The following is a 22,798-nucleotide window of genomic DNA, read 5'->3' as shown; positions in this document are numbered from 1 at the left end:
ACTGAGGTGGACAATGACTGAACAGTCACGAGGGGCGCAACCCTTTCGCGTCGCGGCTCGCGCGATGCGTCAGTTGGGGGCCGAGCTAATCACGTCTGATGAAATGGCTCTTTACGAGCTCATAAAGAACGGATTCGACGCTGAATCTCCGCGAACAGTAGTTGCAATCTCTGCTCCTGCTGACGCGGCGGCTGTCGCGCTTGTTCAAGAGCAGCTATCGGCAAGAAAAATTACCGTAAAGGTAGCTATAGAGCGCTTGGAAAAGACGCTCTCGCCTGATCTGACGATGGAGCAGCGAGCAAGTGCACTTCGACTATTCAACGGCAACGGCTCAACTCAGGATGAGCTTTGCGATTTCCTCCGCACATTTCTACATGAGAGCTTTTGGATTGAAGTAAGAGATACGGGTCATGGCATGTCAGCAGACGAGCTCCGTGACAAGTTCATGATGGTTGGGACCCCCAACAAACTGATTGAGAAGAAGCGAGCGACCCGAACGATCCTCGGCGAGAAAGGTATTGGCCGCCTTTCCATGATGAAGCTGGGTGAGATCGCGACCGTTAGCTCGAAAGTTGCTGGAGACGCTCGCTGGAATTATATTCAGTTCGACTGGAAGAAATTCGATGAACCCGGAGCAGAACTCGGAAGTGTCCTTTTCGAAGTATCAGAAGGCAATCGCGATTCGGCTGAGGTTCATGGCACAGTGATTCGCATTAACGAGCTCTTGGCCAATTGGTCGGCAGCGAAGGTGAACGACTTTCTTAACAAGTATGTTCGGCGGCTTCAGGATCCATTTGCAAAGCCCCGACGTCCGTATCCTATTGACGTTCTTCTCAATGGACACAGGTTGTCGATAGCTCCGATCCCCTCTTGGCTGTTGGAGGTCGCACAGTTCAGATGCGAGATCAAATACACACCTAGTCCAACGGACGGAAACGCAGTAGCGCTCCGTAGGGAGGTGTTTTGGAAAGGGGCATCAAGCCCTGAGATTCGGACGTGGACGCTTGACGAGCTAGCCGCCCTAGCTGGGGTGCCGACCCAAGCCTGCCGCAATCTTGGTCCTTTCACTGCATCGTGCCACTGGTTCAACAGAGCGTTAATAGTTGGCACCCTTGATAATCCCAAACCGAAAATGCTCGCTGAGTTGAACGTATGGTGCGGTGGATTTGCAGTTTACCGTGACGGATTCAGGGTGGGCCAAACGGGAGGGATGGAGGACGATTGGTTAGAGTGGGACGGAAAGGCATTAAAGACTAAAGGCTTTATGCTGAATCGCTACCAGACCGTGGGGGCCATCGCCATTTCGTCAGAGGGAAATCCCCGCCTTATTGATGCGGCTAACCGCGAACGTCTTGTTTCGTGTCCGGAGCAAACTCTTTTGGTCGCGCTCTTTGGCGAAATCCTTGTCAAAGATCTGCGCTCCCATATTGATGCGATCAAACAGGTTGAGGTGAAGAAGGCTATCGAGGAAGAGTCTGCCGAGGAAAGTCTCAAGCGATCTGAGGATTCGCTAAAAAACACATTGATGACGGTTGAAGAAATTGCAAGGTCCGTACCGGCAACAGTGCAACCTAAGATTGAAGATGTTCGACGCTCGTTGGTGGCGCAAGTCGAGTATGTAGAAACGATCAGAGGAGCGCTTCAACTCGCGCGTGAGACCCGAGTTGAATTGTTAGAGCTCGCGAATATCGGATTAGTCGTCGAGATCGTCGTTCACGAGCTTACACGCCTGACTCAAAGCACAGGCGATCTGCTACTTCACCTGCGCAAGGCCACCGCTAATGACGCTCCGCTGGTCGGGCTGATCGACAATCTGCAGTCGCAAATCAAAGCTACAAGCAAGCGAATCAGTTCAGTCGACGTCCTAAGCCCTTCGGGGCGTAATCGCAAAGAGCGCTTCAATGTTGTAGCTCAGTTGAAGACTGTTGTCGGCGGTTTTGATGCACGGTTCCGGCGCCACTTAATTGACTGCGTCGTGCTAGTCGACGGCAAACCCGCGACTACGCAGGTCTTCGAAGTCCTACTCGTCCGAGGTCTGATCGCACAGGTTTTGGAAAACCTGTTGACTAACTCAGCTTACTGGGTTCAACAGGGACTGAAAGACGGTGAAGAACACCGGCGCATTGTGGTTGAGCTTGATACGCTGTCGAGCGTAATTATGGTGACCGACAACGGCCCTGGGATCGATCCGTTGCATGGCGAATCTGTTTTCCGCCCCTACTTCACCATGCGAAAGCGCGGCAAGGGACTCGGCCTCTACATCGCGCGCGAACTTGTCGAATATCATGGCGGGAAACTCTATCTGGACTCAACGGGAGAACCAGACGGAAGGCTCAGAACGTTTGTACTTGAACTGCCGAGGGAGGGAATTGAGTGAATGACCAGAATGCGTCTGTCGAGGGCGACAATGCGACCAATACCAATGAAGCGGAGATGGAGCGCACTGCAGAGGGCCAAATAGTTCCATTGGTTCCCCCTGCTGCGAAGACAATCCTCGTAGTCGACGATGAGCTCTTTCAGCTTAAAAAAGTCCACGTGCGAAATTTGGCTGCCAGGTTCTATGACACCATCGAAGATACCAATGATCCCATATTTGATAACCTGTGGGATATCGCGAAGGCCGTCCCCGGATTAGGAGCCGCAGATTGGGACCACGACACCGCTGCGGAATATTTTAAAAGCGATGCGGCCGTCTCTACTCTATTGCTGTCACAAACCTTTGAACAGGTCGCACTTGAGCCTCTTAAGCAATTGCTTGCACCATTCACGGCCAGGGCGATTTGGGTAAGGAATTTGAAGCAGGTATTCCAGGACGCGTTTCAGGCGCCTGAATTTAACTTGGAGTTCGTGGCGTCCCCCAGGCCACCCTTTGGCAAGGTTTCACAATGTGCCGCTATATTCCTGGATTTATTTCTGGAGCAAGGTGAAGCCTCTCCCGTTACCGCAGTGGAAACGTACCTTCAACGGCTTGCAACGGAAGCAGCTCTTGGGATATTGCCTCCATTGGTGCTGATGTCATCCCATCCTGAATTGGTACGTTACAAGCTCAGCTTTAGTGAGAACGCTGGCATAAGTGCCGCAGGCTTAATGGTACTTCCCAAGGATGTATTAATGCAGCCGGAGTTCAGCGCCTCGGGCCTGAAATTGGCATTCAAACAGTTGGATCGCCAGAAGGGCGTTGCTCATGCGATGAGATTATTCATGGCCTCTTGGCTCGCGGCACTCGACGGTGCGAAGAAGAGTGCCGCACGCACCCTGTGGAACCTGGACGCGTCGGCGATGCAGCAAATTCACTTTGCTTCGGTCAGCGACGACGATCCTTATGATGAACATCTGAACGAATATCTCAGCAGGGAGCACTTGTTCCACGTCGAGGCTCAAACCGACGTCGCCTCGACCGTGGCAGAGCTCGACAAGCAATTTCGTGCGCAACTCACCCCTGAAGGGCAGATCGAAAACAGGTTGATTTCACCTTTAGCCGATGTCAAGACCGCGCGAGCCTTCGTGTCTCACTTTACTTGGTTCGGCTCGGCGTTGCCGACGAGTTTTATGGACGATGAACGAAGCGCGGCTGCGCGTATCAGCCGTACCCTGCCTTTTGGCAGTGTCCTCGGACCGGAAAAAATCGGCGATGGCAGCAGATGTTTAATTCATATCACACAACAATGTGATCTGAACGCAATTAGCCGAAATCAAGACCCATCTCGCACGCTAGTATTTGCAACAGCGAATACGACAGAACTACGCGCGGCTTCGAATCCAATTGTGAAGCCTAATGAGCTAGTTGCGAAAAATCTCAGGATCGGCCACGGAGCTGACGAGCGTGAATTCGATCTACGTCTTAATACCGGCGCGCTCATCGCAATGCCTCTTCGCGAGTTCTTGGAAAAAACACGCACTGATGGTTGGCATGTGGTCGGCCGCCTACGTAGCGACATTACTAACCACATCGTCGCCGCAATTACGAATCACATGTCTCGACCAGCGTCGCAGAAAATAATCCGTCCCGGCCTGCTTCGATCCAAAATCTTTTTGCAGCATGCCTCATTCCAAGGTGGGAAAATTGCGCTTGTCGACAAGGAGGCTGCAGCGGAACAAAAGCCTGCCAAGGTTTTCTTCGTTTCATATGACGACGCAAAATATAGCTTCGAGGATGACGCATCCATAGAGATTGCACTTTGGCTTGCATACCATGCGGGGACGATTGGCTTAGATCTCGACCCCGATCTCCTTTCTGCGGCGCTGCGACGAGGATGGACGTCTCCGTCTGAATTGCCCGGTGGAGTCAAGGTGCGGTTTCGCGAGTGCCAATCTCTCAATGCCGCTTATAAGGGCCTTATCGGCGGCGACATTGGCGGCGGTGGAGCTCAGCTAACGATAATCTCAGAGGGCTAGATCTCGTGTAGATGTAGAAGTTCGTCGCTTACGGCTGGCAATTAGTTTTCGTAGGCTGCCGTAGGCGAACTGTAACGTTGTTCAGGCACTCTGAGCGTCTGGCTCAGGTGAATCTGTAAGATCGCAGCATAAATCACACGCGAAAGAAGAGGAGAAATGAATGTGATTGATAACTCCAATTCGCTACTGGAGCCGTTAGAAGCTGCGCATCTCCTCGGGATCACTCCAGAGCTACTGTTCGCGTATGTTCGCAACGCGCCAAAAGGACAAGATGGACGTAGACTAGTAACTGTGCAATACAGCGGCCAAACATACTTTCGCCGAGAGGACCTGCTGAGCTTTGATGACTATCTCAAGGAGCCGTGGTCGCCAAGCGGGGGGGACCGAGCAAATATTCCCGCGTACGTGCTGACTCATATCAAGGTTGAGTGCGGTGGCCAATGCGCTAGATGCGGCCGTGGATTCAAACTCGAGACAGCCCACATCGAAGACTACGCAACAAGTCGTTCGCATCACCACCATAACCTAATTCGACTTTGCTCGCTTTGCCATGAAGAATTCGATAGCAGAACGATCTTGCCTGACGGTGAAATCGTATCCATCAAGAAGCGCTTAATTGAGATCACCCGTGAACGCCTGACCTATCGAATCGCATCACCAGGCCTGGAAGGCTTCAGGCCGCCTACGCCAACGGAAATTTTCATAGGGCGAATGCGTGAGGTTCAAAAAGTCGTGGACGGACTCAATAGCCGACGTATACTCTGCATTAAGGGCCCTGGAGGAATCGGAAAAACACAACTGGCACTACACTCTATTTCACAGATGGGCGCGTCCAATCGAGTTCTTTGGATGGACGTTGAGCCTTTTGATTCCATCGCTGACCTCCAATTAGCTTTCGCATCCGCCATCTTGGGCCCAGTTGAAGGGTATAACGCAGCGGCCATCGCAGCTCGAGTGGACCTGGAATTTGATCTAGTTGCGTTTGACGGGATCGAAGGATTCGGCTCCGCAGACATCGAGGCGTTTGAATGCCTTATTCGTCAAATGGTTGAAGGGACGCGCTCTATACGCTTCCTAATCACTTCGCAAGTTGAGCTGCTAAATACCAACGATCTCCTCTGCATTGATGTTCCTCCACTGAGCACGGAGGCGAGTTTACAAATGCTAGAAGCAATCGCTGAGAATGCGGCAAACCCCGATAATGAACAGAGTCGCGTAGCAATTGACTGGCTAACCGACTTTGCCGCCGGGCATACGCTATCCCTAAGGATAATTGCAAACCTGCTTCGCTACTTCAAATCGGCCGCGATAGTGGCCGAAAGGGTAAGATCCAAGGGTGCAGCGGCCATCGCGATCCCCAGGTTAACCAACAAAACGAAGCATCACTCCCTTGATGCTTGTTTCGCAGTGGCCTACTCCGTGCTTCAGCCGGAAGAACGCTCTCTTCTCTTCATGTTGTCGCAATGCCCTGCAGGGCGCTTTTCCTCGCATATCAATGCTGACTTGATTTCCAGCACTGATATAGACGTAACTATTGCCGAGCTAGCACGCTGGCATTTAGTCACAGTGGACTCTTCTTGGTACCCGGTTCCTCGAGTGCATGTTTTATCTCCCATTCGGGCATTTGCAAGATTGGCTTTTCAGAGTGAGGCCCCAGACCTAGCAGATTATCTGTTCCATGAGTTTTCTACTGAGATGGAGGTACTGGCCGCCATGTTGGATAGTCGATATATAAATGACGGCGATCCAGGTATTGGAACTCGCCGTTTCGGCCTTGAATTTCCAAACTTCAGTTATGTTTTTGACGAATCGGTACGGCGCTCGACCTTGAATCCAGAGTACGACCGCATTACCTGTTCTTTGGCATTTAGCCTGCAAGTGTTTTGTTTCGTAAGCGGACGATCAGCACGCGGACTTCAGATTTTGAACTCCGGTGTAAAAGCTGCGTTAAGAATGAAGCAGGTGGGGATTGCATCCTCCCTATTGCTACAAGTCGCGAACTTTGCTGAACGCAGCGGTGCTATCGAGACGGCTCATGGCGCAATCCATAAGATTTGTTCGCTAGAAATCGATCATACGGATCCAGAAATGCTGGGGAACATCGCATTCGCTCGAGGTAGCCTGGCACGCAATGAAGGGCGTTTCAACGATGCTGAAGCTCACTTTGTAGAGGCCGGTGAGCAGTACGCACAGCCAGTGGTTGCGACGTCTGGCAAGAAAGGGGGGAGCGAGTACGCCGTCAATCCAAGAATGTTCGCACTTGCGCTCATGGAGCGCGCGAGGATTCTTGAGCATTCGGAACGTCAGTTGCAAGCACTCGAAATTTACTCAGATTCGTTGTCCCTCATGCGTGAGATCAACGATAGAGTAAACATCGGCACAGTGCTTCATCAGATGGGAAATTGCTACGCCCATCTAAACCAACTTGAGAAGGCATACCGTTCATACGTTGATGCCGCGAACTGCTTTTTTGATGTGGGATCAGCAATCCATCTGAGTAACAGCCTTAGCGAAATGGGATATGTCCTAATTGACTACAATCCTGGCCCGTGCATTCACAGCGATCTCTCGGAGGAACTCGTGCTGGCCGGGCTCTCCGATGTTTTTCACGATTGCGCTTCTCAATATCAGTTGAGCTCAGCGCTTAAACCCCAGGAGTGTATTGGGGTTATTCGTAAGCTGTTCGGTATGGTCGCCTTGGTCAGCTTCACATCACATAGGGAATTGTTACAAGGTTTCGCCGACGACATGTGCCAAGGTTTGGTCGTACCTCTAGCAGTTCAAGTCAGGGGTGGTCAGAGAAAGGACCCGAGTGAACAGCTAGCTATTATGCATCTTGATGTTATGACTGCACTCGCTGGAAGTTTATCTGCTATGGATATCCCAAACATGGCCACAAATGAAGAAATCGGTCACCTTGCTGGGTTGTGCCACATTCAGGCAGAACATGCGTGGCGTATATTTCGCTTGTTCGATTGGCTTGTAGCATATATGAGTCGTTGTCGAGCGCGGGCCGACCTGAACACAGAGCAATTAATAGCGGCAACCGGAGTCTCGAACACCACAGGTAAACCATTCCGCCTATGAGACTAACGAAAGGGCCAAGGTGACGGCCCAACCTCAACACTTCACGCAAGCCGGTTCGCTGCTTGCGCGGTGTTTTAGCGAATACGAGTAAAGTATTTAACTCCAAAGTATCATTCGATCCGAACAGTTTGACTTGGCCAGAACCAAACGAAGAGCTGATAACTAGGATCTCAAACTACTTGTGGCAAATGGCGCATGCACCATTGCCCTCGTCATCGCCGTAGACATCATCGACGTCTTCTGGGCAAGCTTTCGCGGGTCGCAAAGGATTAATTGGAATACTCTTGCGTAGGCGAACACGTCGGATTTCGTATTCGGCCTCGATCTCAGCTACACGCTCTGGACGCTCCATCTCGACCAGTGATTCACCCTGTGACCAAGTAAATGGAGATCCATGCTCAAGCGCATCCTTCTCCAAGTCCTTAGCTGCTTCAAATGCCTCTGGGTGTCGCTCTCTCAATCGTACCCATTCAATCTTTTGTTGGAAGAAGCAGAACGTGCATCCACTGCGTGACCTCCACTCGTAATACTTTGGATAACCAACACCAGAGGACTCGAGGATATCAACCACAGCGGCTTTATCCACCCCCGCTTCGCGAAACGGCAATTTAACAAAGAGGTTCTCAGCTTTTGCCGAATAACCTTCTCGGTAGTCTTCATCAGCTCGAATAGCGACGTACGAGGTTACCGTATCACCAGCAGCAAGCATGGGGCGAACCCATTGTTCGAATGGGGCTAGCTTGAGTTTGCGAGTACACCATCGGGTTTGAGCACTTGGAAGGAAATGGTTGTATTCACGCAGCCAGAATTTAAAATCTCGACGTGGATTCAATCTGGCAATCGGCTTTCCAATGTACCCTTCTAAGCGCCCTAGAAACTCATAGACCTCGGGCAATTCCTCGCCGGTATCAGTGAAAAAGTATTCGATGTCGAGCTCTGGATGGTGGTCCCTCATCCAGACGGCAAGAGCTGCACTATCCTTACCACCTGACAGACCTAAAACGTGTCGTTCAGCCATTGGAACTCTCCTCATCGATCAACGCAAGCTTCATACCGGCTTTTGCTAGGATTGCCAGTAGCACTTCTGTTCCGAGCCCTTGACCTTCAAGCATCGATGTAACTTCAGCGGCTTTCGCCTCAATCATGTGACGATGGTGATCCGCGATAGCGAACGAGCGCGAAATCGTTCTAGTTTCCGCTCCGGCACCTATTATCACTGCAATCGCTTCGCTGTGCGCGGCCCTGCCTTGCACAGCCACGAAAGCTTCCGCTTCTCGGAAGCGGCGAGCGAATTTCGCCAACTCCAAAATGGCCGCATCAATATGCCGATCCACCCACTCGCGAGGTGGTTTTTCTGCCGCAAGGCTTAAAATCCCCTCGAGCGATTGCTGCCTTCCATCGAAGTTCGCCAAGCGTGTCGCAAATGCATCTAGGCGCAATTCGCCAGATACCCCCGCCACGGCTCTTGCCCGCTCGCGCAGCGACTCCAAGTCGTCCGGGTGTGCATCAAGCGCTTTGAGCATCTTTGCTTCAACCTGGCAGAGCATTTTTCCATACGCGCCTGAAAGCTCTCGAAGCGGTTCGCGCAATGCCGCCACATAGGCATCCCCATCGGCGGCGTCCAGTAACGACGCCAGGTCAACGAACAGAACCTTATGTGGATCATTCGCTTTGAGCAGCATGTCACGCATTGATTTAGCAATCTCGCTAAGTCGCTGCGTTCTTCTGGACCATTCCGGCAGATTGAAGACCATTGCCACTAGACCTCTGGCAGCCTCAAGTGGGTCAGCTGCGCCGGCACTTTCACCGATTTCCTCCAAGAGCATTGCGATGCCTGCAAGAATACGATTCTTATCGTCGTCGATTGCGACCCAACGCAGAGAGAATCGACGCGGGTCCTGCAAGCACTCGTCGATGTCCGCGTCAGTAAGCCTTGGAACAAAGAAGCCATCCTTATACACAGCAATGTTCGCTTTATGAGCTAACAGGAACGCCGTTAGGATAACTGGATGAATGCCGAGCTTCACTCCATACGGTGCAGCAGCCCAAAGCTTATAAATCGAATCCGCGCCAACACGCGCATTAACATCAGAGAACAACTCGCGTGTAGCCTGCCAGAGCGCTGCGAAACCGGTAGCATAGCCATCCTCCGGCGGCAGGAAACGCCAAATGCCGTTTGCATCTGGACGATGAAGTTCGGTGCTCTTGAGAAGGGTCTCATATAGGCCGCGCTCAGCCGGAAAACCTTCAATAGCAAGGTTCTCGTGCGCTTCTGCATTTACCATCGCATGCAACAAATCGCGCCGCGCCTTGACGCTATTGCTAGAGATACTATCGCGATTAACAAGCTCGCTCCAGACGGAAGGCGAACGTTGATATAGCTCGTCGGCGAGATTGGAGGTAACTGGCGATAGTTTTGTTCCAGGCTCAACGATTTCATCGCTGCCATCGTGCCACTTGGCGAGCGATACGGCCGCTTGCAGCTGGTCTTCCAAATCTGCACGAGTGGCCGCTAGCCGAGCGTATACCTCACGCCGCGCGACTGGGTCACCAGACAGTTCGTGACGATCTTTGACTTGTTCCAAGGCCACCAACTCACCTGACAGCTCAGCAATTCGAGAATGATTGGTTGGTATGCCAACTAGCACCGGCCAAGGGCGCAAATGGGAACACGCCTGCGCACGTTTGCGCGCCTCCCGGAGTGCCATACCTCTTTCCGGAAGAGCCAGCAGGAATAAACCAAACTCCCCCTTCCGCGGTTCATAGTTGGAAGCAATTTTTTCTGCTTGCTCAATGCTGCAGAGCGAGAGCTCCATCCATCGCATCGAGCCAGACTCATGATAGTGTCTCTTTGCAACCACGGGATGCAACCCCATCAACTGCGATAGGCGGCCGTAATCAAGCCCCGGTGACGATGCCAAAGTCTGCACGATGGCCGCGTCAATGTCGAAATCGCTCCCTTCAAACACGGACCAGGCGCCGGTATAGTTCTTGTAGAGAACGACCTTAAGTTCCGCCAATTTCTTGAGCGCAGAATCAAGGTCCTTTTGCGGTGTCTTATAAAACAATGCTGAAAGGACGGTAGAGTCCGCGACAAGTCCTGACCCATTTCGGAAGAGGTCGATTACTGCGATATTCTTGATTAAGGAAACTAAAAACGGATCACCGGTTTTCACTTCCGCTCGCTCAACCGCCTCAACAGCCTGAGACCATCGATGACCGTCGGACGATGCCAAAATCGCTGGTTCCAGATTGGCTCGAAGATAGTCCCAGTAGTCACTTGGACGGTACCACGTCGCCTGATTTAACGGCGTCGCTTGGAGATACGAACGGAAGCCATGCGGCTCAACGGAAGATAAAAAACCAAATGTACTACGTTCGTTCTGGCCGAACTGCCTCTTGGAAATTGGTCCGAGGAGTGCAGCCATCGCAGGGTGCAACGGCCAGCAAGAGACAAGAGCATTTGCAAAGTCACTCCCAACTGCTGGTCTACGCGAACGAATAGCTTCGGCGACAGTGCTCGACACTTCGCCCATCCAGTCGGGACGGCGTTTCGCCTCAATCGCACGACCAATGAGTTCGACGACTTCATCGCTTGCCGCAACGAAAGGCAGGTCCACGTAGCGGCCTTGAACCTTAGTCCAATCATCCCGCGAATCTATGCCGAGCTTGGATGAATATTGGGCGAACGATTGGTGCAGGACTCCCACGACAACCAAACGGCCGTCAGAGCGAGCCGCTGCCTCAGCCAGCTCTTGGAAGAAATAGACGTCATCCCCCGAACCGAGAGCGGATGCTTCCAAAAACTTTCCCATCTCATCGATGATGACCAAGACGCCATCGTTTGGGCGGTTCTTTGCTTCCAGAACCAGGTCCGCGATAACCGCTTGCGCGTTAGGCTTGCTACGACCGTCGAGATTCTTTCCTTGGACCTTGCGAATACAGGCAGCTAATTCTGTGACGACACTGCCGCGTCTACCTACAACAGGAACAATCATCCACCCTTTTTGGACGGGGAACGCCTTATCAAAAGCGGGCTTGGACGAAATATGCAATGCGTCCCGCGCCTGAGCTCTCAATGCTTTATTCGGATGTAAAGCGCTAGCTAGTGTTACTGCAAGAGACGACTTCCCACCGCCGAACGGTCCCGTCCAGGTGAAACTACGTTGGTTAGTGCTCGCAAGCTGCACGCACATACCGTCGACCACCGCAGAGGCCGTGGCATGGCAAATATAACCGCTCAGAGCATCACTACGCCCAATGTCGGCATCCACACGGATCGAACGTTGATATTGGCGAGAAATCTCAACAATATCTGACAGTGTTTCTTCTTTTTTTTCAGCCATATGCGCGCCTGATTAATTCTTTACGGTCTTCTTTGGACAAGACCTTTCGATGCATTTGTCTAAGTCCTGCAGAATCAGTCCAAGCGAGCTTGCCGCCGGTAAATTCCGCGAGTCCAATTAACCGTTGTGCAATCGACTCCTCGTCGAGTTTGAATACTCTTCCTGGCGAGCCCTCACCGTATGCGATGGATTCAAACGCCAAGGTACTAATGCCGGCAGCGACTCGATCCCAATAATCCACAAGCGCGAATGCAAATACGCCGTCATGGAGGGAAGCTTTGGGGCCACGTCGGAAGGCGTACTGACCTTTATGCACCTCTTGCAAAAGACCTAATTCGCCAAGCAACGGCTCCGCGAAGTCTTCAGGGGACCCACCTGCGGCTCTTGGTGCATAGCTACGGAGGCAGGTCTCCAAATCCCTTGAAATCGTTGACGTCGAAAGTCGATGTTTCGGATCAAGGGCGCGTGCATAGCGGGCCAATGGTTCTTCAAGTTCTTGTCTAGTGAATGTAGGAGCCGTAACATGGTTGAATAACCAATGCCAAGTGGTAGAGCGAATACAGCGACCTGCGAGCTGCCAATGTGCAAGCCAAGCGGATGATGCGCTCTCCGCGTAAGGGTCAAGTCCACCGTCCTGCAAGATTTCCATTGCGAGGTCTTTGACTTTAAAAGCGTCACCGTCATCGCACATCACGCCACAAGCGAGCGCCCAATGTCGGATTGAAGCGACCATATTTTTACCGACGCCAAACGCAGCGATGGCCTTATCCTCAGTAAAGGTAGATTTCAGGACTACATTTCCTTCAATCGCTTGATCAATGGCCTTTTTAAGCCACATTTGGCGCAACGGAAACGTCTCGTGCCCCGAAAAGTGGGCCGGAACTTGGTAATTGGAAGGGTCGGTTGCATTCATGGAAATGCATTCTATCGCGGACTGGAGGATTCCGCCAGTCGAGTTGACTCAAACTGCAGACAATGAATACTGTATGAAGATACAGTATTTTTGTCAACCCATACCTTTCCAGCAACGGGCCATGGGGGCCTCTACTTTACCCGGTACGCCACCTTTCTGACCCAGTCGACATCTTGCCAATTCAGAGAGACTACTTCGCCCCGCCGTAGCGATGTCAAAATTCCCATAAGGATGCTCGCCTTCAAGGGGATATCTGAAATGCTGTCAAAAATCGCCACCAACTCAGCGTCGGAGACTCGGCGGGTCCGCGGCTCCGCTTGAGCAGGCAGCTGCATCCGCATAAGATAATGCGCCTGCCACCACGCCCCATAGATCGGAAACCGGTCATCACGTTCAAGATACTTTGTCACGGAGCGGCGTAGTAAGCTAAGTTCATGTCGAACGGATTGCGTGCTGACTGGATGAACAGCGAGCGCAGGCACCTCTTTGCCAGCAAGCTTGCGAGTGTACCTCTGTTGTTTGGTCAGCGGTTTCGAACCGCCCACTCCCGACATAGTTTCGGCACGCCGGGGGTCCCGACCTGAACCCAACTTTCCGGCCAGGCGATCATCCATCCAGCGGTCAATGAAACCTTGGTCGAGCCGATCCAGATAGAGCTCACCAAACCATTGGCGGAGATTCATCAGGCGAGACTTTTCTGAACTCTTACCGCTAAGTTTAGGGAGGTCGTACTTCTCGTAAGAGTCGAACACATCCTCCATCTTGATTGGCGTCGCCGCGCTGGACGCATACGGGATTCCGTAAGTGGGCACTGGCAATGGAATCGATGCTGGATAGCGAACAGCTGAAACAGGCAAACCGATGTTGTCTCGTATATCCAAGAAGCTCTGCCGTCGCTGCCGGGCCCAACGCATCCCCTCGGCTTCGGTGGAGAACGTTCCGCTATCCTTGTGCTCGCCGACGGTGATTTTGAAGCGGAAGGAGCCGCTGCGCTCTTCGACGTGGATATACTGCTCAGAACGACGTTTTTGCTTTTTTGACATGAGTAACTCCATGAGTAAGGAGTTACCGTATAGGGTGGCGCAAGCTTGATCTGACGCGAAATTAGGAGATATTTGTGGTTATTTTTCCCAAAAATATTTTCCCAAATATTTTCCCAAAACTTGACCAAACCGTCTTCACACAGGGAAAACACCCTGGCAAAGTGCATGTTTGCTGGTGCGGCTGACTGGGATCGAACCAGTGACCCTTGGCTTCGGAGGCCAATACTCTATCCACTGAGCTACAGCCGCGTGAGAGGGATACGCGAAGGCGTGCCGTAGGATACCGTGTTTATTGCAAGTCGTCCATGGGGTATTGTCTTTTTACGCATGTTCGCGTTTCCTTCGCAGCATTCTTGTGTCTATAATCATTTGTTTGGTGAAGGTTTTACAAGGCAGCTGCTGATCAACAATTCGCGCCACCCCCGGCTTGAAATTAGTCTGTTAAGGAAATCATGAGCGATACACATAACGAACACGAATCCGCCATCAGAACGCCAAAGCAACTTGTCATAGCTGTTATCGGCTTCTTTGTAGTCGTCATCTTCGGCATCATCCTGCTAGTCCAATTCGTCACGACCAACAAGCTGACGGGCGCCGGCTCCAACAGCCAGGCGCCGGAAGAAGTCGCGGCCCGCATCGCCCCCGTGGCCGACGCCGGCTACACCCTGAAAGATTCCAACGCGCCGAAAGTGCTGCAATCGGGCGAGGCCATCTACACCTCGACCTGCGCCGCCTGCCACGGTACCGGCGCCGCCGGCGCACCGAAGTTCGGCGATGCCGGCGCCTGGGGCGCGCGCATCGCGCAGGGCTACGACACGCTGGTCAAGCACGCCATCGAAGGTATCCGCGCAATGCCGGCCAAGGGCGGCAATCCGGACCTGGACGACGTGGAAGTGGCGCGCGCCGTGGTCCACATGGCCAACGCCGGCGGTGCCAAGTTCAAGGAACCGGCAGCGCCCGCCGCACCGGCCGCCGCCGCCGCTGCATCTGCCCCGGCCGCATCGGAACCGGTCCCGGCCAAATAAGCCGGTTCGCGCCTTCACGACAAAACCGGCCTGCGCGGCCGGTTTTTTGTTAGCTGCACAGACCGTACGCCTTGCGGTCGGCGAAGTAACGGTAGGTGAAGGTCCGCATCGGATATTTGTTCAGCGCGATTTCGAACGCGGGCGGCACCAGGTCGAAACGTTCGGGCAGCTTCTCCTTCACGCGCAGGCGCACGCGCCAGATGGTTTCCTCGCCGGTGGCGCCGGCGATCAGCATGTCCGGCACCTTGGGAATCGGCTCGACGATCTCGGCCGGCGCATTGGTGGCGCGCTGATAAAACGTGACCAGCTCCGCCCTGGTGATCACCGCGCCCTTGGGCTGCGTGATGTTGTACTCGCGGCTGAGGAAAATCGCCCGCTCGCCGCGCGGAATCAGATACACGAAAGTGAACTCGGCGCCGCCGTCCGGCAAGGTCACCGGCGCGGTGGTGGAGACGCTGATACCGCGCGGCAGCGCAAAGCGCGACGCCTCCTGCCAGCTGGCACATTCCGGCGTTTTGGCCATGTACACATCGACCGGCGTATAAGAATCGCCGCAGGCGCCTAAAAGCAGCGGCAACGTAAAAGATGCGACATAGCGCAAACGCATGATGGGTAGCTTCTTGAAATTGGAAGCCGTTAGTTTACTCTGAAATATGGGAGCCCTTTCCGTTTGCGGAGAATCATTATGCTGGACACATTTATCAATGATCCTGACAGGATAGAGCAGGCTGCTCAGTTACTGAATGTATCGACCGCTTATCTCCTGCGCCAGTTGGATGCAGGGCGTATCAGCCTGGATAAGCTGGAGGCTTATAAGGAAGAGCAACGCAAAGTCTCCGAACAGGCACTTCAGGAACTGGCAGACCAGGCTCAGGAGCTCGACATGGGATATTAATGGTAGTCTATCGCGACATTGTGGTGCTGGATGCTTGCGTACTGTATCCAGCCGCGTTGCGTGACCTCCTGCTCAGTTTGGCTTCTACAGGCCTGTATCAGGCACATTGGACGCGTACCATTCAGGAAGAATGAATTCATAGTCTGCTCATGCAACGGCCGGATTTACATAGACAGTCGCTGATCCGCACGGCGCAGTTAATGATAGAAGCGGTACCAGGATGTCTGGTCGAAAATTATGAACATCTCATTGAAGACCTTAAACTCTCCGACGCGAACGACAGGCACGTGCTAGCGGCAGCTATCGCCTGTCAGGCAGACGCGATTGTCACTTCTAACGTACGCGACTTTGATCTGGGAAGCATTAAAGCTTTACCGCCAGATGACTTTTGTACTTCCCTGTACGAAAAAAATCCAGCCAGGGTGTTCCAAACGGTGCGTGCATTGCGCTTACGCCTGAGACGTCCGCCGAAAACCGCGGATCAGCTGTTGTCGCTCTACGAACGGCAAGGTCTGCCCCAATTGAGTCGTCTCCTGCACCAAGAAATTGAGCGCATATGAAAAAGGCCGCATTGCTGCGGCCTTTTTCACTTCATTACCACATCAGCACGCGCTCGGCGGGCGGCAGGTACATCTTGTCGCCCGGCTTGATGCCGAAGGCGTCGTAGAATCCCGGCTGGTTGCGCATGGTGCCGTTGGCGCGGAACTGGCCCGGCGAGTGCGGGTCGGTCTTGATCTGCTGGATCTGTGCCGCTTCCCGCATCTTCACGCGCCATACCTGGGCGAAACCCATGTAGAAGCGCTGGTCGCCCGTCAGGCCGTCGATCACCGGCGCCTGCTTGCCGTGCAGGGACAGCTTGTACGCCTTGTAGGCGATCGCCACGCCGCTGTTGTCGGCGATGTTTTCACCCAGCGTCAGTTCGCCGTTGACGTGGTAGCCGGGCAGCGGGCTGAACTGGTTGTACTGCTCGACCAGCATCTTGGTCTTGGCGGCGAAGTTCTTGTGGTCGTCGGCGGTCCACCAGTCGCGCAGGTTGCCGTCGCCGTCGTACTGGGCACCCTGGTCGTCGAAGCCGTGGCTGATCTCGTGGCCGATCACGCCGCCGATGGCGCCGTAGTTCACGGCGTCATCCGCATCGGCATTGAAGAACGGCGGCTGCAGGATGGCGGCCGGGAACACGATCTCGTTCATCTCCGGGTTGTAATAGGCGTTGACGGTCTGCGGCGTCATGCCCCATTCGTCGCGGTCGATCGGCTTGCCCAGCTTGTTCAGCTCCTTGTTGTAGTCGAACTGGCGCGAGCGCAGCACGTTGCCGACCAGATCGTCCTTGCTGATCTGCAGCGCCGTGTAGTCGCGCCATTTGTTCGGGTAGCCGATCTTGGTGGTGAACTTGGCCAGCTTGGCTTGCGCCTGTTTCTTGGTTTCCGGACCCATCCAGTCCAGCTTGTCGATGCTGGATTTGTAGGCGGCCAGCAGGTTCTTGACCAGGTCTTCCATGCGCTTCTTGCGCTCGGCCGGGAACTGTTCCTGCACGTACAGCTTGCCCACCGCTTCGCCCAGTGCGCCTTCGGTCACGGAGACGCCGCGCTTCCAGCGTGGACGCTGTTCGCTCACACCGCTCAGCACCGCGCTGTAGAAGGCGAAGTTTTCATCGACGTAGGCTTTGCTCAGGTAAGGTGCGAACGAGCTGATCAGGTGCCACTGGAAGTAGGCTTTCAGCGTGTCCAGCGGGGTCTTGTCCAGCAGCGCGGTCAAGCCTTTCAGGTAGGTCGGCTGGCCGACGATCACGTAGCTGGCCTTGCCCTGCACGCCGGCGTCGGTCAGGTAGGCATTCCAGTCGTAGCCCGGCGCCACCTCGCCCAGCTTGGCGATGTCGACCTTGTTGTAGCCCTTGACCGGATCGCGCAATTCGACCTTGGTCCACTGCAGCTTGGCCAGCTCTTTTTCGAATTCGACGATGGCGTGGGCGGTGACGGCGCCGTGCGCGTCGCCGGCCATGGTCAGCATTTTGCCGACGTGCAGTTCGTACTTGGCCAGAATGTCGGCCAGCTTGGCGTCATCGGCTTTCAGGTAGTAGTCGCGGTCCGGCATGCCCAGGCCGTCCTGTTGCAGGTCGGCCACATATTTGGTGGAATCCTTGTTGTCCTGGTGGATCACGTAGCCATACGGCGCGGTGACGCCGATCTGGTTGAAGTGGGCGATCAGTTGCGGCAGTTGCTTCTTGTCGCTGATGGCCGCGACCTTGGCCAGTTCGGCGTTCAGCGGCGTCAGGCCCAGTTGTTCCAGTTTGGCTTCGTCCATGAAACTGGCGTAAAAGTCGCCGATGCGCTGCGCCTCGGGACCGCCGGCCTTGTTGGCGGCCGCGCCTTCGATGATCGCGCGCAGCTGCGGCTGAATGTCATCGCGCAGCTTGGCGAAAGCGCCCCAGCTCGACTTGTCGGCCGGGATCTCGGTCGACGCCAGCCACTTGCCGTTCATGTGGGTGAACAGGTCGTCCTGCGCGCGCACGGTGGAATCGATGTATTCGGTGGCGACGCCGGACACCGGCTTTTTGCTTGCTACCTTGGAGCTGGCTGGAGCAGCGCTTTTGGCGGTGTCCGCAGCGCCGGCCAGGCCTGCGATCAGGCTCAGCATCAATGCACTTACGAGATGACGTTTCACGAGTTTTTCCTTCTGTTTTAAAAGAAAGCCCATTGCTCAAACGGGCGCCCTGCTTTATATCACATCACCACATGATGACGCGGTCTTTCGGCGCCAGATACATCTGGTCACCCGGCTTGACGCCGAAGGCTTCGTAATAGCCAGGCTGGTTGCGCACGGTGCCGTTGGCGCGGAACTTGTCCGGCGCATGCGGATCCACTTTCAGATAAATGATCTGCTGGGCGTCGCGGATCTTGGCCCGCCAGACCTGGCCGAAGCCCATGTAGAAGCGCTGCTGTCCCGTCAGGCCGTCGATCACCGGCGCCGGCTTGCCGCCCAGCGAAATCAGGTAGGCCTTGTAGGCAATCGCGGCGCCGCTGTTGTCGGCGATGTTTTCGCCCAGCGTCAGCTCGCCGTTGACGTGATAGCCCTTGATCGGGCTGAAGCTGTTGTACTGCCTGACCAGCATCCTGGTCTTGGCGGCGAAGTTCTTGTGATCGGCCTTGGTCCACCAGTCGCGCAGGTTGCCGTCGCCATCGTATTGCGCGCCCTGGTCGTCGAAGCCGTGGCTGATCTCGTGGCCGATCACCGCGCCGATGGCGCCGTAGTTGACCGCGTCGTCGGCCTCGGCGTTGAAGAACGGCGGCTGCAAAATCGCCGCCGGGAACACGATCTCGTTGAGCTCGGGATTGTAATAGGCGTTGATGGTTTGCGGCGTCATGCCCCATTCGTCGCGGTCGATCGGCTTGCCGAGTTTGTTGACTTCCTTCTCGTAGTCGAACTGGTGCGAGCGGCGCACGTTGCCGACCAGATCATCCTTCGCCACCACCAGTTGCGAGTAATCGCGCCATTTGTTCGGATAGCCGATCTTGGTGGTGAACTTGGCCAGCTTGGCCTGCGCTTCCTTCTTGGTGTCGGCGCCCATCCAGTCCAGCGTGTCGATGCTCTGGCGGTAGGCTGCCAGCAGATTCTTCACCAGCTGCTCCATGTGCGCCTTGCGCTCGGGCGGGAAGTGCTGTTCCACGTACAGCTTGCCCAGCACTTCGCCGAGGCCGTTGTCGGTGGCGTTGACGGCGCGTTTCCAGCGCGGTTCCTGTTGGGCCACGCCGCTTAACACGCGGCCATAGAAATCGAAGTTCTCCAGCGCGAAGTCGCGCGAGAGATAGGGCGCGTTGGCATGCAGCACCTGCCACTGGAAATAGGTCTGCCACGTGGCCAACGGCGTCTTGGCGATCAGCTTGTTCATGCCGGTGATGAAGCTGGGCTGGCTGACGATCACGTAGTCGGTCTTGCCAGCGATGCCGGTGTCGCGCAGCCAGGTGTGCCAGTCGTAGCCGGGCGCCAGCTTGCTCAGCTGGTTCAGCGGAATCTTGTTGTACGCCTTGACCGGATCGCGCATCTGCACCTTGGTCCACTGGATTCTGGCCAGTTCGGTTTCCAGCGCAACGATGGCTTTCGCATCGGCCGCGGCATGGGCGTTGCCGGCCATGCCCAGCATGTTCGCGACGTGCTTTTCGTATCTGGCCAGCGCGTCGGCCATCTTCTTGTCCGACTTCTTCAGGTAGTAATCGGGATCGGGCAGACTCAGGCCATCCTGCACGAGATCGGCCACGTAGCGTGTCGAATCCTTGTTGTCCTGGTGGATGCCGAAGTTGTACGGCGCGGTGTAGCCGACCCGGTTGAAGTACGCGATCAGCGCCGGGATCTGCGCCTTGTCGCTCAGCGCGGCCACGCGCTCGAAGTCGGCCTGCAGCGGCGTCAGGCGCAGCCGCTCCAGTGTGGCCTCATCCATGTAGCTGGCGTAGAAATCGCCGATGCGCTGGGCATCGCTGCCCGGCTGCTTGTTGGGATCGGCCGCCGCCGCTTCGATGATGGCGCGCAGCTGGGGCTTGGTGTCGTCGTCGAGTTTTTCGAACGAGCCCCAGCTCGACTGGTCGGCCGGGATTTCGGTCTGATCGAGCCAACGGCCGTTCAGGTTGCGGAAGAAATCGTCCTGCGGCCGCACGGACTTGTCCAGGTTGGCCAGGTCCAGCCCGGACGGCTTGTCCTGCGCCTGCACGCCGGCGGCCGCCAGCAGGGCCAAGGTCAGTGCGCTCAGCAAATGTTTGTTCATGGTCGCTCCGTATCAGTTCCGAAACAATAACAAAAAAGCCACACGAGGTGGCTTTTTGTGTGGCATGAAAACGCTTACCAGATGTTCACGCGCTGTTCCGGCGCAACATACAGCTTGTCGCCCGGCTTGACGCCGAACGCGTCGTAGAAGCCCGGCTGGTTGACCAGCGTGCCATTGGTGCGGAACTGGCCCGGCGAGTGCGGGTCGGTCTTGATCAGCAGGATCTGCTGTTCATCGCGGGTCTTGCTGCGCCAGATCTGGCCCCAGCCCATGAAGAAGCGCTGGTCGCCGGTGAAGCCGTCGATCACCGGCGCCGGCTTGCCGCCCAGCGACAGCTGGTAAGCCTTGTAGGCAATCGCCGCGCCGCTGTTGTCGGCAATGTTCTCGCCCAGGGTCAGCGCGCCGTTGACGTAGTAACCCGGCAGCGGGCTGTAGCCGTTGTACTGCTTGACCAGCGCGTCGGTCTTGGCCTTGAAGTTGGCGCGGTCTTCCTTGGTCCACCAGTCGCGCAGGTTGCCATCGCCATCCGACTGGCTGCCGCCGTCATCGAAGCCGTGGCTGATCTCGTGGCCGATCACCGCGCCGATGGCGCCGTAGTTGACCGCGTCGTCGGCCTTGGCGTCGAAGAACGGCGGCTGCAGGATCGCCGCCGGGAACACGATCTCGTTCATGGTCGAGTTGTAATATGCATTGATGGTCTGCGGCGTCATGCCCCATTCCTCGCGGTCGACCGGCTTGCCCAGCTTGTTGATCATGCGCTGATGCTTGTAGCTCGACGCGCGCAGCACGTTGCCCACCAGGTCGCCCTTGACGATGGTCAGCGAGGAGTAATCGCGCCACTTGTTCGGGTAGCCGATCTTGGGTGTGAACTTGGCCAGCTTGGCCTGCGCTTCCAGCTTGGTGGCCGGGCTCATCCAATCCAGATTATCGATGCTGGTCTTGTAGGCGGCCAGCAGGTTCTTGACCAGCTCATCCATGCGCGCCTTGCGCTCGGGCGGGAAATATTCCGCCACGTACAGCTTGCCCAGCGCTTCGCCCAGGCTGGTTTCCTCGAGCGCCACCGCCTGCTTCCAGCGCGGCGGCTTGACGGCCACGCCGGTCAGCACGGTACTGTAGAAATCGAAATGGGCGTCGGCGAAATCTTTCGACAGGAACGGCGAGGCTTCACGCAGCAGCTGCCAGGTGAAATACGCTTTCCAGGTCGCCAGGTCGGCCTTGTCCAGCACGGCGTTGAAGCCGCTCAGGTAGCTCGGCTGGTTGACGATCACGTAATCGACCTTGTTGGCGACGCCGCTGGCCGCCAGCGCGTGGCCCCAGTCGAAGCCGGGCGCCAGTTCGGCCAGCTGCTTGATCGGCATCTTGTTGTAGCGCTTGACCGGATCGCGGTTCTGCACCTTGGTCCATTGCGCTTCGGCCAGCTCGGTTTCCAGCGCGACGATTTTTTTGGCATTGGCGGCGGCATCCTTGTCGCCGGCCAGCTGCAGGATTTTGGCCACGTGCAGCTCGTACTTGGCCAGCGCGGCGGCCAGCTTGGCGTCGTCTTTCTTCAGGTAGTAATCGCGGTCCGGCAGGCCCAAGCCGCTTTGCGAGATGTACACCGCATAGCGCGTCGATGCGCGCGCATCCTGGCGCACGCTGAGGGCGTATGGCGTGGTCACGCCGATCTCGGTCAGGTGCGCGACCAGCATCGGCAAGCCTTTCTTGTCCTTCAGCGCGCGGATGCGGTTCATCTCGCCGGCCAGCGGACGCACGCCCTGCTGCTCCAGCTTGTGCTCATCCATGAAGCTGGCGTACAGATCGGCAATCTTCTGCGCCTCGCTGCCCTGTTTCTTGCTCTTGTCGGCCTCGGCCTTTTCAATGATGCCGCGCAGTTGCGGCAGCACGTCGTCGCGCAGTTTGGCGAAGGTGCCCCAGCTCGATTTTTCGCCCGGGATCGCGGTGGTCTTCAGCCAGCTGCCATTCATGTAATTGAAGAAGTCGTCCTGCGGGCGCACGCTGGTGTCCATGTTCGGGGTCTCGATGCCCGACGTGGTGGCAGGTTCGGTGGCGTGCGCGGTAAAGGCGGTCATCAGGCTCAGGGTCAGTGCAGTCAACAGAAGTGGTTTCACAGCTAATCCTTATCGTCGTCAAGCTTTATTTGCCCAGGGATTCTACCGTCCGCGCGGCCGATGGAATCGCCTGGCGCCAGCTTTTTACTTTACGATACACAAGCCCGGAAACTCAACCGCCGCCGCCCGGCAGGTTGATGCTGGCGCCGCCGGCGCCGACACCCATGCCGCCGCCGCCGCGCCAGCCGCCATTCGTCGCTGCCGCCGAAGCGCTGGAATTTTTTGTCGTCGTC

General features: G+C 55.6%; 14 protein-coding genes and 1 tRNA gene. 6 read left to right on the top strand and 9 right to left on the bottom strand.

The features are described 5' to 3' along the window. The first annotated feature begins 13 nt into the window (after positions 1 to 13). The 3 genes from E4L98_RS20025 to E4L98_RS20015 all read left to right on the top strand — a co-directional run bounded on the left by E4L98_RS20025 (position 14) and on the right by E4L98_RS20015 (position 7,482). Positions 14 to 2,377, top strand: coding sequence for a sensor histidine kinase (locus E4L98_RS20025; RefSeq protein ID WP_135203307.1), 2,364 nt, complete (start codon positions 14 to 16; stop codon positions 2,375 to 2,377). Next, positions 2,374 to 4,395: a hypothetical protein gene (locus tag E4L98_RS20020; RefSeq protein WP_205746785.1), complete on the top strand. Its 2,022-nt coding sequence runs from the start codon at positions 2,374 to 2,376 to the stop codon at positions 4,393 to 4,395. Before E4L98_RS20025 ends, E4L98_RS20020 begins: the two co-directional genes overlap by 4 nt. 156 nt (positions 4,396 to 4,551) lie before the next feature. Then, the gene (locus tag E4L98_RS20015; RefSeq protein ID WP_135203306.1) at positions 4,552 to 7,482 is read left to right on the top strand and encodes a P-loop NTPase family protein; all 2,931 of its coding nucleotides are present in this window, start codon (positions 4,552 to 4,554) and stop codon (positions 7,480 to 7,482) included. A gap of 175 nt (positions 7,483 to 7,657) precedes the next feature. Here the strand turns inward: E4L98_RS20015 and E4L98_RS20010 are convergent, their stop codons facing one another. The 5 genes from E4L98_RS20010 to E4L98_RS19990 all read right to left on the bottom strand — a co-directional run bounded on the left by E4L98_RS20010 (position 7,658) and on the right by E4L98_RS19990 (position 14,033). After that, positions 7,658 to 8,500, bottom strand: a complete 843-nt coding sequence (locus E4L98_RS20010; protein WP_135203305.1) for a phosphoadenosine phosphosulfate reductase domain-containing protein — start codon at positions 8,498 to 8,500, stop codon at positions 7,658 to 7,660. Then, a complete protein-coding gene (locus tag E4L98_RS20005; RefSeq protein ID WP_135203304.1) occupies positions 8,493 to 11,828 on the bottom strand; it encodes an ATP-binding protein in 3,336 nt (1,111 codons plus the stop codon). Before E4L98_RS20005 ends, E4L98_RS20010 begins: the two co-directional genes overlap by 8 nt. Then, entirely contained in the window at positions 11,821 to 12,741 is a 921-nt protein-coding gene (locus E4L98_RS20000; protein WP_135203303.1) for a DUF4007 family protein, read from the bottom strand. Before E4L98_RS20000 ends, E4L98_RS20005 begins: the two co-directional genes overlap by 8 nt. Before the next feature lie 131 nt (positions 12,742 to 12,872). Then, positions 12,873 to 13,784 (bottom strand): site-specific integrase, encoded by a 912-nt coding sequence (locus E4L98_RS19995; RefSeq protein WP_135203302.1) that lies wholly within the window; start codon positions 13,782 to 13,784, stop codon positions 12,873 to 12,875. Between the two features lie 173 nt (positions 13,785 to 13,957). Next, positions 13,958 to 14,033: transfer RNA gene (locus tag E4L98_RS19990), tRNA-Arg, on the bottom strand. 203 nt (positions 14,034 to 14,236) lie between these two features. Here E4L98_RS19990 and E4L98_RS19985 point away from each other — a divergent pair. Further along, a complete protein-coding gene (locus E4L98_RS19985) occupies positions 14,237 to 14,809 on the top strand; it encodes a c-type cytochrome (protein ID WP_135203301.1) in 573 nt (190 codons plus the stop codon). 49 nt (positions 14,810 to 14,858) lie between these two features. Here the strand turns inward: E4L98_RS19985 and E4L98_RS19980 are convergent, their stop codons facing one another. Further along, entirely contained in the window at positions 14,859 to 15,332 is a 474-nt protein-coding gene (locus E4L98_RS19980; protein ID WP_229257485.1) for a hypothetical protein, read from the bottom strand. 162 nt (positions 15,333 to 15,494) lie between these two features. Here E4L98_RS19980 and E4L98_RS19975 point away from each other — a divergent pair, with 162 nt between their 5' ends. After that, positions 15,495 to 15,704, top strand: coding sequence for a hypothetical protein (locus tag E4L98_RS19975; protein ID WP_135203299.1), 210 nt, complete (start codon positions 15,495 to 15,497; stop codon positions 15,702 to 15,704). Between the two features lie 200 nt (positions 15,705 to 15,904). Next, entirely contained in the window at positions 15,905 to 16,264 is a 360-nt protein-coding gene (locus E4L98_RS19965; RefSeq protein ID WP_135203297.1) for a VapC50 family PIN domain-containing toxin, read from the top strand. Between the two features lie 34 nt (positions 16,265 to 16,298). Here the strand turns inward: E4L98_RS19965 and E4L98_RS19960 are convergent, their stop codons facing one another. The 3 genes from E4L98_RS19960 to E4L98_RS19950 form a co-directional block, all read right to left on the bottom strand. After that, complete coding sequence (locus E4L98_RS19960) at positions 16,299 to 18,338, bottom strand: M13 family metallopeptidase (protein WP_205746788.1); 2,040 nt, start codon at positions 18,336 to 18,338, stop codon at positions 16,299 to 16,301. Positions 18,339 to 18,429: 91 nt separating this feature from the next. Next, positions 18,430 to 20,457 carry a M13 family metallopeptidase gene (locus tag E4L98_RS19955; RefSeq protein ID WP_135203295.1) on the bottom strand — a complete coding sequence of 676 codons (2,028 nt, stop codon included), beginning with the start codon at positions 20,455 to 20,457 and terminating at the stop codon, positions 18,430 to 18,432. Between the two features lie 74 nt (positions 20,458 to 20,531). Then, a complete protein-coding gene (locus E4L98_RS19950; RefSeq protein WP_205746787.1) occupies positions 20,532 to 22,526 on the bottom strand; it encodes a M13 family metallopeptidase in 1,995 nt (664 codons plus the stop codon). Between the last annotated feature and the right edge of the window lie 272 nt (positions 22,527 to 22,798).

The organism is Duganella callida, from assembly GCF_004614165.1.
GTDB classification, from domain to species: Bacteria; Pseudomonadota; Gammaproteobacteria; order Burkholderiales; family Burkholderiaceae_D; genus Rugamonas; species Rugamonas callida.
Note: the sequence above shows the minus strand (reverse complement) of the source record. Positions and strands in the feature narration are given on the sequence as shown.